Origin of the sequence: Legionella cardiaca (genome assembly GCF_029026145.1) — a bacterium.
In the GTDB taxonomy this organism is placed as follows: Bacteria; Pseudomonadota; Gammaproteobacteria; order Legionellales; family Legionellaceae; genus Tatlockia; species Tatlockia cardiaca.
Genome location: NZ_CP119078.1, coordinates 100843 through 114420 on the forward strand (window position 1 = coordinate 100843; position 13578 = coordinate 114420).

Below are 13578 nucleotides of genomic sequence, written 5' to 3' on the forward strand. Positions count from 1 at the left end.
GCAACAAGCAATATAGTTTTTTATCAAAATTTATGTCTGGTGATTATGGTCTAGCTGAGATCAACTCTATAGCTGATGCTAATGCAGCTTGGGATTCCTTTTTTGGTCGTTTTTTTTCGTCAGAAATTCCTGAAGGCGTTGATGTATCTTTCGACCCTACATTACGACAATTTGCTCCTCGCAAAAATAAAAACGCGAAGTATCAGTCTCCTTTTTCCCCTAAAAAAGTCGAGGCGATTACTGCAGGAGAAAAAACGCTGCATTCGGATGATTTTGATGATTTTTTAAATGGCAATATCATCACAATTCCTGAGCGTATTACTCTCACTAAAGAGGGGCTTGCACAAGTTGCAAGTGCAATTCAGAGTGGGGATTTTGCTAATGAGTCACTAATGACAGAGGAACATACGTTTTACGCACTGTGGCTATTTAAACAAAACAAAATCACCCGCCAACAAATGACGACTATTCTCGATAGGGCGCAATTTCCGCAAGATTATCCTATTGAAAAGACCTATAAAATTCTGGATGAATCGGGTAATTTTACCGAAGAGGCAAAGAGGTTTTTAATCCCCGTTATTAAGAAAAATGCTTTTGGTGGAGAGTGTACCCAATGGCATATAGACCGCTTGCATTTATTGATTAGAGCCTTGCCTAAATCAGAGCAAATCTTTTATCTTTCAAAACCTAATCCAAATATTATTGCTGAGGAAAGTGCTCCTAAGCAATTAGGAAACGCGTTATTCAGGAATCGTTCCTGGTATAGAGTAACAGATGAGGAAGGACTCCATGAATTTCATATGTCTTTCGGTACTATTGAAGCTCTGCAAATTGCTGTAAGTGGTATCAACGGTGCTGCAGCAAGTCGGGCTAAACTAGGCAAAGTGGGCATTGATGCAGTCAAGGAAGGCATCGAATATAACTATAGACCTACTGCCATTAGTATGCGTAATAGTGGGGTTGAGACAACCACCAAAGGTATTCATGATTATGTTGATAGTCCAATGCCGGCAGTAACTTCTCATGATGTTTTTCATGCAAGATTACATAACACGATAAGACCGGAATTTCACATGATGTTAAATCATATGAATCAGGTTATTGCCAAGCATACAAAACAAAAATGGTCAAAAACAATGTGGGAATTGGTTGATCGCGAATTTCATGCTTTCCAATATGAAAAAGTTAATTTGAGCTCTGCTAAAGACGGTGCTAAACGCTTTGTAGAAATGCTTCACCCCAAAGATGGTGATCGGGCGTATTTATTTAATTGCAAGACATTCGGAGAATTAAGTGACGATGGTTTTGCCATAGTCTGGAATATGGTGCATCAAAAAGAAGTTTGGCAAAGACTATACAAAATAGATGTTGATGCTTTTGGCATTCCTGATGAAGCAGATGAGCAGACTACTGATGCACTCGGTTCTGAGGAAAAGGAAACTCAATTTATGGCTTTCCGCTATCGCTACATAATTGAAAAAATGAAGGATTTCAAAGAAGTAGTTGGTAGCGAGCACCAGTATTCTGAAATACTCGCATTAAAATACCGTTTGTTTACTGCGATGATTAATAAAACTGCGTTCCAGATGATGTGTAAACTTCTAGACTCTTTAAGCGAAACATTAATCAATGGGCAAGAGCAGAAGTTAGTATTTGGTAAATATCAGCAAGACGATACTAAAAATTTAACAGCGTTGAAATTCGGTAAAGAGGTTATCGTTACAAAAAATGCGGCAAAAAAATTAATTCCTACGCTGATTAATATGGAAATTATTTCTCAATTAGGTGACAAAGATGATGATGCAGTGCAAAGAGAAGTGAAAAAAGTAGTAAAAGAATTCAGAAGTACGTATCAAGGCAGTAAGTTTTCACAAGAGCTCCTGAATAGCTCAATCGCTAATTTATCATCTATAAATCAGCAATTAGAGTTTCTTGAAGCCTGTTATGAAGAAATAATTCATTCACAGGGGTATGTCAGAAGACATGAGACAATGGATAAAATGTTTGCTTTTTTCAAAAACCCATTAACAACTTCGCAACGACAACATATCGCTTTACTCAAAGAAAAGCGAAATGAATTACTTCGCACTCACCTGGACACGGTATCAGAAGATAAAAAAGAAATACTTCAATGGTGTCTTAAAGAGCGTGGTTCAAATCTGTCTCTTTGTAAGATAGAGCGCTTTTATCTCCATTGGGATTCAACTATTCCATCTGCTCAAGAGATAAGACCTTAAAAGTTCTTGCCATTCCCGCGTGGGCGGGAATCCATCTCCCAATCCAGTAAATAATATGAGAGATAGATTCCCGACACAGAAATGACAAACAAGCTACCCATTAAAAAATGATAAATTGTTCAAAAAAAGTGATGTCCTTCAGGGCAACGTTTTCCTATATTTTATTTACCTCGTAATTTCTAGATTCGCTTATATACCAATTTCACGTCACCTTGGATGTGTTGCGTTAAAGCGCTTACCTTTTGATTTTGGTCGACTTCAAAGGTTAAGGTCATCACACTATTGGGCGTAAAGAATGATGTTTCGGTATAAGGAATAAAAATCATGTTATTGAAGAGAAGATGATTATTTTTTGTTGCTTGAATTTTAATCTCAGTGGGAAGTAGCGAATTTTTGTAGGTGCCTGCATAACGAGCTAATAGGGCTTGATCAAGTTTTACTGGCTTATGGAGAGGCGCTGCAAGGGCGGGTTTATAAATTCTTGTCACTTCTTGAGCGATAAAGACGGGGTCAATATGGTTGCTATTCATTAATACCACGACCGTGAAATTGTCATCAGGAAAGCGTGAAATCTGTGTACGAAATCCTTGCCACTGACCTGCATGCTCTATGTGCCGATGATCATTCACGTTTCCTATTATCCAACCAAAACTGTAAGGAAAATTACGACCATTCTTTAATTTGATAGGCGTCCACCAGGCTTGATACATCGCTTTGCTTAATATTTTTTGTTTGTCTAAAGCATCGTTCCACTTAGCCATGTCATTTAACGTTGTTAGCACACTGCCATCGGCAGTAGTATTTAAACTGGGGGCAACCCAGGATTGGTTTTGTAGTTTATTGTCGATCATCTCATAACCGGCAGCACGATTTGGGATAATTTCTGCTACGTTATTGATGCGGGTGGAAGCCATTCCTAAGGGCTTAAAAGCAACTTCCTGAAGATAGTCACCATAAAATTTGCCACTGACTTTATGAATAATGATACCTAAGAGAACATAGCCACCGTTGCTATACATCCAATCTTCCCCAGGTTTAAATAGCAATTTTTGTTTGGCAATAAAGTCTAGTAATTGCGCTTCGGTGTAATCCTGTTGATTATTAAAATCTGCGGGGAAACCTGGAATTCCTGAGGTATGCGATAAAAGTTGTCGAATGGTAATTTGTTTCCAATCAGAAGGAATCGACTCTCCTAAATATTTATCAAGTGGGTCATCCAAACTTGTTATTTTACCGCTATCAACCAAGGTTAAAATTGCGAAAGCAGTAAAATGCTTACTTGCTGAGGCAAGTTGAAAAACAGTATCGGGTGTTACAGGAGTAGTTAATTCCAGATTAGAAAAACCATAACCTTGGTTTTTAATAATTTTGCCATCTTCAATCACCAATACCCCGAGCCCTGGAATCTGTTGTTCTTTCATTTCCTTATTAATAAAAGAATCAACTTGCTCATGCGGCTCACTGGCAAAACTTGCTGAGCCAAATAGCAAACTAAACAGTGTGGTTAGAAACAAAAGAAAAGGGCGAATGGATAACATGAACATTCCTGTAAACGTTATATTGAGTAGTTAGTGTATATTAGGAGGCATGCTATTGAAATTATGAAAAATAAAAATACAAATACTGCTAAATGGCTGCCAAGTTAAGGCGCCATTAACAATTCGGTAGTATGTTTTTTACTCCAGTTTAATAGGGTAGAAGAAACAACCCCGGCAATAAGTCCCCAGAACGCAGCGCCAATTCCAAATAAGCTAATGCCGGAAGCGGAAACAAGGATAGTGATAATTGCTGGTTCTCGATGGACGTCTTCCTCAAGTGCTGTTTTTAGGCTACTGGCAATAGTGCTAAATAACGCTAATCCAGCCAGAGCTAAAATGAGTTCTTGGGGTAGGTTTTGGTATAAGGTCACTACGGTAACGCCGAATAACCCTATTAATAACCAACATATCCCGCCAAAAATGGTTGCTTTATAGCGTCTCTCAGGATCATTATCGGCTTCTTTGCTGCAACAAATAGCAGCCGTCATTGCTGTTAAACAAATTGAAAAACTACCAAAAGGTGCCAGGAGAAGATTGGTAATACCTGTCCAGCTTATTAATGATGAAAAAGGTGGTTGATAACCTGATGCTCGCAGTATGGCAATGCCTGGAACATTTTGGGAGGTCATGGTTACTATAAATAAGGGGAGTCCAACGCTTATTAAGGTAGCGAAGGAAAAAACAGGCATAGTAAAGATTGGGGATGGTAAAGAAAGACTAAAATGCGTGACATGGAATAAACCTTCTACTTTGGCGACAAGAATACCGATGACAAGAACTAATAAAATTCCATAACGAGGACAAAATCGCTTACCTAGTAAATAAGTTAGTAGCATTGGAAATACTAGTGAAAATTGATTCTGCATAGCGACAAAAACATTCATGCCAAAGTGAAACAGGATTCCTGCCAACATAGCAGAGGTGAGTGTAGGAGGAATATGTCTTATTAGTTTTTCAAAAATGCCTGTAATTCCTGCCAGGGTGGTTAGTAACGCTGCAAAGATGAATGCGCCAATGGCTTCAGGCATGGTTATTCCCGATAAACTTGTAACAAGCAAAGCTGCCCCGGAAGTTGACCATCCAGTCAAAATTGGGATGCGATAACGGAGAGAAAGTCCAATACAAGTAATTGCCATGCTCATGCCTAAGGCAAAAAGCCATGAACTAATTTCTTTAGAAGTTGCGCCAGCCATAATGGCTGCTTGAAATACAATAACGGCAGAACTGGTAAAACCAACCATAACTGCAACAAAACCGGCAGTCATATTAGCCAAAGAAAAATATCTAAGCATGCTTAATCCTAGAGGGGGGTATTGGAACAGAGAACATCAAGAATTTCCACCTTCTGATTATACCATAATTTTGATTTTGTGAATTAGCAAAAGGCAAGTTAGCGCCTAATTTGCCAATACTCCTTCGTAAAAAGCCGCGTTTGATACAGAGATACTCCCCGAAAAAGGATAGTCAAAACTAAGTGCTAAGGTGAGATTGAAACTAATAACAGTGGCTAAACAAAAGGTAGCAAAAATACGCAAAGCTCCCTCTCTAGCTTTTAAAAGACTTGATAAAAAAATGATAACCATTGCCCCTAAGATTAACGCTGTGCGCATTTCATCTGTGAGAATGCTTTTCATGGAAATCAGGCGATTGCGTCTATCTTTTAATGTGGCGTCAATGTTGTTAATTATTTGGCGGTAAAAGAGTGCTTGTTTCTGTGTTTTAGGATCGTAGGTTTGAAATGTTTTATACAGATTATAGGTAGCCGCCCATGCTTTTTCGCTCTCCTTGCCTTGCCGCATGGTTTGCCATTCATCGACTCTTATTGCCTCTAGATAGCGATAAACAGCGTTTTTTAATATTGATCTATCTTCCTCGGGAAAAACCTCAATATTGCGCACGATGATACTCAGTGCGTCGGCTTCTTGATAAACAATTCTCTGCACAGCCAGATATTGATTCCAGAGAGCAATAATCACAAAGCCTAAAAAAACCCCATAGCCACTTCCCATAATACTAAGAATGTTGTCAGTGCTGCGTGAGTATTCGCTATTTACTGTTTCTTTAGGAATCAAAATTGATGCCAGATAGCTCGCTAACGCTGAAAAAGCGGTGAGCAACACCAGAATAAGTAAAAAAATTTGCAATACAGAGAATGTATTGATTAATTCGCGAAACATAGGTGTCCTGACTTTCTATTTACCTCTCTCATAAAGTTAGTACTATTAACTAACTTCTGTCCAGATAACTTAAGAGAAACGTTTGTTTGGCAATAAAAATCAAGTTGATAACGCTGATTTGAAAAAGGATTGCAGAATTTAATTTCCATGAATATCATGAACAATCTGCATATGGCAAAGGCTTAAGGACATCAAAAATTTTGCTGCAATAGACGTGACATTTCATCAACTGTTAATGGCTGTTTTTCAAAGTAAAAACCTTGAGCCATTGTGCATTGATACTGAAAAAGTAAATTCAGCTGTTCTTCTGTTTCTACTCCTTCTGTGATTACATTTAAACCCAAGCTGTTTCCCAAACCAATAATTGACTTTACAATCGTTGCATGATCAGAGTCAGTGGCTAAATCCCTTATGAAAGATTTATCGATTTTTAAGCTATTAACGGGCAAATCTTTTAACCTTGTTAGAGAAGAATAGCCGGTTCCAAAATCATCAATTGAAAGCTTAATTCCCATGCTTTTTAATTGTTTTAACGAGTCATCCAAATCAACAGCACTAGTCATGACGGCGGTTTCTGTTAACTCTAACTCTAAATTTTTTGCTGACATGTTTGTTTCTTGAAGAATATTTTTCATGGAGTTTAAAAAATTTTTGTCTTCCAGTTGTTTAGGCGATAAGTTAATTGCCAAATTTATATTCCTGGCAATAATTCCTTGATCTTGCCAACTCATGTATTGTTTACATGCACTTCGTAATACCCATTCTCCAAGCTGCAGAATTAAACCATTTTTTTCTGTAATCGGGATAAACTCCGCAGGCATAACAGCGCCGAGCGTAGGATGCTGCCATCTTAATAATACTTCCATGCCAATGATTTGTTTGCGAGGGAGTTTATATTGAGGCTGATAAACCAAATAAAATTCTTCTTTTCTCATTGCATCAATCAAGCTCATTTCTATTTCAGAACGGCGAGAAAAATTATTATGGATGGTATTTGTAAAAAATTGATAATTGTTACGTCCCAGCTCTTTTACTGTATACAACGCCATATCCGCATTTTTGAGTAACGTAGAAGCATCTTTTCCTGATTTCGGAGCAATAACTATTCCGGCGCTTACCGTAGCTAGAAAACAATGATTTTCCAATTCGATAGGTTTGTTAAAACGACGAATTAAGGATTTAGCAAATTTATCTACTTCCTGCTCCGTTTTGATATTAGAAAGTAGAATAACAAATTCATCGCCACCTAATCTGGCAACTATATCATTTGCACGAATGTTTTCTCGCAGATGTTTAGCAACAGTAACCAATAATTGATCCCCTACATGATGACCAAAGGTATCATTAACCTGTTTAAAGTTGTCTAAATCTAGAAGTAATATGGCAAACTGTTCATGATTCTGGCGAGACCTGGTTATGGTTTTATTTAAGGTCTTTTCAAACGCAGAGCGATTATATAAATTTGTGAGAATGTCATGGCTGGATAGATATAAGAGTTCCTTTTCTGCTTTCTTACGAGAGGTAATATTTGTTCCGTATACATTAACGTAATGAAGTGAGCCTGGCGTGATACTGAACAAATATTCATTTTCCAGACAAGTTTCTTCGATTAGCTGTTCCTTTTGTTCTTTAATCGCTAAATTAATGGCAGTTAGCACATTAGGAGGAATTCGGTGGCCACATGTTTTTTCCCAGAATTCAAATAAGGCGTTCGCTGCCTCATTAATAAAAAGGAGTTCTTTATTATAACTTACTGAGAAAATGGGGGCAGCATTATTTTCAGGAATAGATGCTAAAAATTTGATTTTTTCCTGAGATTTTTGTTTCTCGGTAATCTCACGCATGATAATAATAAGACTAATTTCTTCATCCAGACTTTGAAATTGCCTTAAATACACTTCAAGAAAAATAGGATTACCATCACGGAGGAGGTTATAGATATTAAAATCATGCCTTCCCTGGAGTGAAAGATAATCCTTAAATGAAATAACGTTATTTGCTTGCCTAAGTTGTATTAATTCATCAATGGCATTACCTAATATTGCAATATGCGGACGTTTAATTAGATGACTAAACTGCTCATTACACCACATGATAATGCCATGATTATTGGTCCAAATGATGGCATCATCAATCACCCCTAATGACAATTCCATTTTACTTAGTGTACGGCGGAGTTGAGTAATAATGGCTAATATTTTGTCATCTTTCATATTGCTTCCATTAGCTTAGGCTTTAAGCGGCCGTATTGTTGCCATGAAAGTCCAGACACCTTCTTCATTTTTCTCAGCCTGAATGCAATGTTCAGCCTTGAAAACAATACCGTCCTTATCAATGGCTTTTAACTGAATTGTTTTATCCAGGATGGATGATTGTCCTGTCGCCAAAAAACGAGAAAATCCTAAATTGTGAGCATCGTGTAAGGTTGGAGGGATAATAGTTGTCAGTGATTCGCCAATAATTTCTGCAGACATCCACTTAAAAACCTCTTCAAATTTTTGATTCACATAAATAATAATTCCCCATTGATTAGCAATAACCACGGGATAATTTTTCTTGCGTTTATATTTTTCGACTAGGCTCATAAGCTTCCCATAGTGAATTTTTTCACTAAATTGCCTATTGGAAATAAGCAAATTACACGCCTATTCATTCCTGTTTATTAAAAAATTGAGCAAATATTTCTTATGTATTTAGAGTATAGGAGTCAACCGTTAGTTTTTAAACATAGCGATTTTTCCCATAATGTAAACTATCATAGGATTTAAATTAACTTGGGAGCAAAGGTATGTGGCCTGGATCGCTACTTACACGAATGTTAGGAATTAAGTACCCTATTATTCAAGCGCCTATGTCTGGCGGAATTACGACGCCTGAATTGGTAGCAGCAGTGGCCAATTCAGGAGGTTTGGGCTTCTTGGCTGGAGGGTATTTAGATGCAAATGAAATCCGTAAACTAATTCGCCAAACAAAGGGACTAACTTCCCAACCCTTTGGCGTCAATCTTTTTATTCCCTCAAAGCATCATGCCTCCTTGGAAACCATACAGGAGGCCTGCAGAATTATTGAGCAATGTTGTTTTGAGTTGAAAATTCCTATCGAGCCTGTAAAAGGGCCTTTTATCCCTGATTTTGAAGAGCAAATGCAGGTCATTTTGGATGAAGACATTCACGTATTAAGTTTTACATTCGGTTGTTTAAGTAAACCCTGGATTGAAAAACTAAAAGCACAAAAAATCTTGTTAATTGGTACAGCAACTACGCTAGATGAGGCAAAGTTATTACAAAAAGAAGGCATTGATATGGTTGTTGTCCAGGGATGTGAGGCTGGCGGGCATCGAGGTAGTTTTTTGACTCGTGAAGAGGAGGCTTTACAAAGTATAGATACCCTAACCCAGCAGTTAGCCAAAGAAATTAATGTCCCTCTTATTGCCTCAGGTGGTTTAATGAGGGGTAAGGATATTGCCAGGATGTTAAAATTAGGTGTTTCTGCTGTGCAACTAGGAACTGCATTCTTGTGTTGTGATGAATCAGGAGCCCATCCTAAATATAAAGAGGCCTTATTAAATTCTAAACAAGATAATACTGTTTTAACGCGTGCGTTTTCTGGAAAGTTGGCAAGAGGTCTTTGTAATAAATTTATTTTACGCATGCAACATCATGAAAAACATATTCTTGATTATCCCATCCAAAATGCATTGACACTGGCGATGCGAAAAAAAGCGCAAGCAGATAATTGCAGTGATTTTATGTCGATGTGGGCGGGGCAATCCGTGCAATTTAGCAGAAAAATGAAAGCTCATTTATTAATAAATGAGTTAATTAAAGAGGTGGAAGAGGCTCATTCGCAATAAATATAAATAGATTAACGACATAACTTCTTGTGCAATTGACTGCATTATTGGGGATTGTTTTCTTTTGCAGGTTGAGTTTCACCAATCGCTTGCAAATAAAAAGAGGGCTTGGGATAGCCTGCAAATTCAACAGTAGTCCCCATGCCGCCGGCAAAGTGATAAAGATTGTGGCAGTGGTTTAGCCATATTCCGGGATTATTCGCATCAAATTCAACTTTAACCGTACTATTCGGTTGTACAAGAATCGTATCACGCAAGGCACCGTTTTTGAGTTTCACCCCATCAATCTCGGTTACCTGAAAAACATGCCCATGAAAATGCATAGGATGAGACATCTTATTTTTATTGGTAAAAACCATTTCCACGCGTTGCCCTTTTTTAATGACTTTAGGGATAACCTTAGGCCAGCTTTCGCCATTGAGTGTCCATTTATAGCCATTCATGGTGCCCTGCAAGGTATAATTTAAACTAACATCTGCCTTTTTGGTTGGCAGAGGGTTTGGTGAGCTTAGTTGTTTCTCTAACTCATAATAAGGAATGCGACCTAAATTTTGTGATGCGGTGAGGTTTAGTTTAGGAATGACGGCATGAGCTGTTGCTAAGAGAAGGCCGGTTTGCTTATTACTTCCCTCAACTTGAGCCAAAATAGGGAAGGCCCCCCCTTTTTCTGGAATACTAATAATAATATCAAGACGATTGCCAATGCCAATTGGAAATTTATTCCCATGGATTGGTTTGATATTTTCGCCATCGACGGCTACTAAAGTTCCTGTGAGTGAACCTAAGTTAATTTCATAGTTCGTTGAAGCAGAACCATTAATAATGCGAAGTCTGACTTGTGTGCCAGCGGTAACCGTTTTGATTTGGGGATTGGCTAGTGTAACTTTGTTCGTAAGGAATGCATCATAGTCAACATCATTGTAATCACTCTTCATGCTCATATTATGGGGTATTTTCATTGAGCTTTGCATATCCATGTTTTCCATGGCGGGCATAGAGGTTTTGCGTAATTTCTCAAAGATCTTGGCGGGATCGTGATAGGTAAAATCTTCTAAGAACATGATAATTTCTTGATTTTTAGAGGTTTTACCAGATTCATAAATAATAAAAGGAGCAGCTAATTGTTGTTGTTCCTGAAAACCAACGTGTGAATGCATCCAATAGGTTCCTGATTGCACTAATTTATATTGATAAGGGTAGCTTTTCCCTGGTTTAATGGGAATTTGGGTGACATCGGGCACACCGTCCTGGTTATTGGGAACAATGAGACCATGCCAATGAATGGTGATTGGTTCAGCAGTCTTATTAACCACGATGACATTAAATTGTTCACCTTTTGTGCCAAAATAGCCTTCTTTGCTTATGCTCCCATCGGGATGAATAAAACGAATATCAAATGCTTTTACGGCCTTTCCTTTACCATCCACCTGGAATTGGGTATCAGATACTTCAATAATGGTTTTTTCTGCTTGCGGTGATGATTGCGATTGTGCAAAGTTAACACAGGGGAAACTTGCCAATATAAAATAAATCATAAACAAAACTAAAATATATTGTTTGTTGCATCCTTTTAATTGTTGCATAGTCGGTGTTCTAAAATCCTGGCTCATATTTTAAAAATAGTACAAAATTTATTGAAATTTGGAGAAGTATTTCTGTTAGGAATAATTTTTCCGCTATCTCTCGTAAGTTTTTGAGTCAGAATTGTCCTGTTCCTGTTCAGAAACAGGTTCGGAGTTGCTGGCTGAAGTAAAAAATTGAGATAAATGAGACTTATTTAGTGTTTTTTTCTGTGCTTGTTGAATCATGGAATTGAGTTCTTTTTTAGTAGATGAATTACCATATAAACCAAAAAGTATTCTTATAAGCCAAAAAGAAGAGCGTAGCTGACTGATATACAGAAGTTCAGACGCTCGAGGGTGTCCAATTGCGCCATTTAAATCGTTTTTAAATGTATTCAAGTCAGAAGGTGAAAGCCTATGAATGCAATTTTGAGTAACTTGGGCAGCAATAATTTTTTTTGTTTTTAAAGTGAGGGTATTGTCACCACCTATAGCGGTAAGGGTAGCTTTCAAATCTGCATAATCCTCTAAGGGCCAGTTTAAATATTGCGAATTAAATTGATAGGAAGTGATGTCAATGCTTTTACTCTTAAAGAAACTGTCAATTTGGGGCGTCATTCTAGCTCCCCTTTCTAACAGATGTTTGATAACAAAAATAGGATCTTGACCTGGATGCATCGTTTCAGAATGGGGTATATAAGTTTGTGCCTGTTGGAAAGCAATATCAATCGGAAGATTTCCTAAATGATCTCTTGTGTGGATAAATTTTTTGTCACTTTTTTCAAAACGATAATCGCCAAGCCGAATGGATGCATGGAGAGGACTACCTCTTGCGGAACTCAAACCAGATGCTGCTGCTAAATAGAAATTAGCTTTTTCTTCCATAAGAAGATGCATACTATTTTTTAAGGTTTTTCTCTTCGCTTCAGGAAAAACTTCCTCCATATGACTCACTAGTTCTTTAATATTATCTTGCAGATCCTGTTGTCCAGGTTCACTGTTTAAGTATTCATAAAAAGCTGGTATTGAAAACAAAACTGATTTTAGTTTTGCCATACGCTCACTCATGGCCTGACTTACTAGATTAACTTCAGAGATATCATTAAAGTTGGAATCTTCTAAATGAATAAATAATGACTCCCGAATTAATTCATCCGGAATAAGAATATCCTTTAAAAGTTGCTTCCATTTATAACGAACAAAATCTTTATCTTTTTGTAATTTTTTGAATGCTTCCCTGTCTTCATAGTGTGAATAAACCTTATCATCACCTAATTTAACAAAAAAACGTTTGCGAGTTGGCCAATAAAAATTTTCACTATCTCGAAGATCGGGAAAATGAATTAAATCATGAGTAGTAATATCAAAATTATTCTCTCGATTTATCCAGTTTTGCAGGCGTGAATCAACAAAAGAGGTAATACTTTCAGTGAGCAATAAATCGTGATCTATCTTAAAGAAGACAACATGGGGTTTTCCATTTTTCTTGACAATATAAAACCCAATATTTCCCTTATGTAAATCATCCTCCTCTAAAGCGTAGGAGCAAGTTAAAACACTGGCAAGCGACTCCATATCAATTGAGAGATTTCTTTTTGCTTTCTGCGTCATTAAATGAGCAAAAAAACCATTAGGCATCTGATTAAGGAAGTTAAATGAAATTTCTTTTGTCAAGGCATGATTGGTTGCTAAATCAGATAGATAATTATGAGGAGTCAGATTGTAAAATTGGGTTTCACCAATCTTTTCTCGTTGAGCAATAGAGAGTTTTATATTATCAACGGCTGTTCCCACAATTTGATTGTCTTCATTCACTACGAGATGTTGCGGAGGCGTTAAATGAGGCTTCATAATAAGCCTGGCTAATTCACTAAAAGTGGTTTCCCTGACTGATGCGAGAGGTTTACCATGTTTATTTTCTTTATAAACAATAGGAATTGTCTGAGCGCCGAATCTATAGTCTACAAAATGCACAGCATGAGCCGATGTTTTTGAGGCTTTGCTTTTGTCTAATCCTAAAATGTGCTCAAGAAAATAACGCCTAGGCATGTATAATAATATAAAAAACTCACCATGATAGATATTTAAGCATTTTATTCTTAACTGAAGCTTAAATTAATAAAATTAATATTGTTAACGAGGAAAAAATTGTGCTTATCAATGGAAAATAAAAACTAACAGGGGAGTGAGGGAAGTAGTCCTGATAAAACA

General features: G+C 37.2%; 9 protein-coding genes. 2 read left to right on the plus strand and 7 right to left on the minus strand.

The window, feature by feature from the left end:
• Nucleotides 1-32 precede the first annotated feature (32 nt).
• Nucleotides 33-2237 carry a hypothetical protein gene (locus tag PXX05_RS00475; RefSeq protein ID WP_275089098.1) on the plus strand — a complete coding sequence of 735 codons (2205 nt, stop codon included), beginning with the start codon at nt 33-35 and terminating at the stop codon, nt 2235-2237.
• Between the two features lie 179 nt (nt 2238-2416).
• Here the strand turns inward: PXX05_RS00475 and PXX05_RS00480 are convergent, their stop codons facing one another.
• From PXX05_RS00480 to PXX05_RS00500, 5 genes are all read right to left on the minus strand, one after another.
• Nucleotides 2417-3775, minus strand: coding sequence for a serine hydrolase domain-containing protein (locus PXX05_RS00480; RefSeq protein ID WP_275089099.1), 1359 nt, complete (start codon nt 3773-3775; stop codon nt 2417-2419).
• A gap of 104 nt (nt 3776-3879) precedes the next feature.
• A complete protein-coding gene (locus PXX05_RS00485) occupies nt 3880-5067 on the minus strand; it encodes a benzoate/H(+) symporter BenE family transporter (protein WP_275089100.1) in 1188 nt (395 codons plus the stop codon).
• 105 nt (nt 5068-5172) lie between these two features.
• A complete protein-coding gene (locus tag PXX05_RS00490) occupies nt 5173-5952 on the minus strand; it encodes a bestrophin-like domain (RefSeq protein WP_275089101.1) in 780 nt (259 codons plus the stop codon).
• A gap of 191 nt (nt 5953-6143) precedes the next feature.
• On the minus strand, nt 6144-8165 hold the full coding sequence (locus tag PXX05_RS00495; protein ID WP_275089102.1) for a sensor domain-containing protein: 2022 nt from the start codon (nt 8163-8165) through the stop codon (nt 6144-6146).
• A 15-nt stretch (nt 8166-8180) separates the two neighbouring features.
• Nucleotides 8181-8537 (minus strand): PAS domain S-box protein, encoded by a 357-nt coding sequence (locus tag PXX05_RS00500; RefSeq protein WP_275089103.1) that lies wholly within the window; start codon nt 8535-8537, stop codon nt 8181-8183.
• Nucleotides 8538-8740: 203 nt separating this feature from the next.
• Here PXX05_RS00500 and PXX05_RS00505 point away from each other — a divergent pair, with 203 nt between their 5' ends.
• The gene (locus PXX05_RS00505; RefSeq protein ID WP_275089104.1) at nt 8741-9805 is read left to right on the plus strand and encodes an NAD(P)H-dependent flavin oxidoreductase; all 1065 of its coding nucleotides are present in this window, start codon (nt 8741-8743) and stop codon (nt 9803-9805) included.
• 44 nt (nt 9806-9849) lie between these two features.
• Here the strand turns inward: PXX05_RS00505 and PXX05_RS00510 are convergent, their stop codons facing one another.
• Both PXX05_RS00510 and ankK read right to left on the minus strand, forming a co-directional pair.
• The gene (locus PXX05_RS00510) at nt 9850-11415 is read right to left on the minus strand and encodes a multicopper oxidase family protein (protein ID WP_275089105.1); all 1566 of its coding nucleotides are present in this window, start codon (nt 11413-11415) and stop codon (nt 9850-9852) included.
• A gap of 66 nt (nt 11416-11481) precedes the next feature.
• Nucleotides 11482-13416 (minus strand): Dot/Icm T4SS effector AnkK/LegA5, encoded by a 1935-nt coding sequence (gene ankK / locus PXX05_RS00515; protein WP_275089106.1) that lies wholly within the window; start codon nt 13414-13416, stop codon nt 11482-11484.
• Nucleotides 13417-13578 lie beyond the last annotated feature (162 nt).

Bases quoted from the DNA above. Each gene is read 5' to 3' on its own strand.
- PXX05_RS00510 (WP_275089105.1), bottom strand. From the start codon at position 11,415: ATGAGCCAGGATTTTAGAACACCGACTATGCAACAATTAAAAGGATGC.
- PXX05_RS00500 (WP_275089103.1), bottom strand. From the start codon at position 8,537: ATGAGCCTAGTCGAAAAATATAAACGCAAGAAAAATTATCCCGTGGTT.
- PXX05_RS00480 (WP_275089099.1), bottom strand. From the start codon at position 3,775: ATGTTATCCATTCGCCCTTTTCTTTTGTTTCTAACCACACTGTTTAGT.
- PXX05_RS00490 (WP_275089101.1), bottom strand. From the start codon at position 5,952: ATGTTTCGCGAATTAATCAATACATTCTCTGTATTGCAAATTTTTTTA.
- PXX05_RS00505 (WP_275089104.1), top strand. From the start codon at position 8,741: ATGTGGCCTGGATCGCTACTTACACGAATGTTAGGAATTAAGTACCCT.
- PXX05_RS00485 (WP_275089100.1), bottom strand. From the start codon at position 5,067: ATGCTTAGATATTTTTCTTTGGCTAATATGACTGCCGGTTTTGTTGCA.
- PXX05_RS00495 (WP_275089102.1), bottom strand. From the start codon at position 8,165: ATGAAAGATGACAAAATATTAGCCATTATTACTCAACTCCGCCGTACA.
- ankK (WP_275089106.1), bottom strand. From the start codon at position 13,416: ATGCCTAGGCGTTATTTTCTTGAGCACATTTTAGGATTAGACAAAAGC.
- PXX05_RS00475 (WP_275089098.1), top strand. From the start codon at position 33: ATGTCTGGTGATTATGGTCTAGCTGAGATCAACTCTATAGCTGATGCT.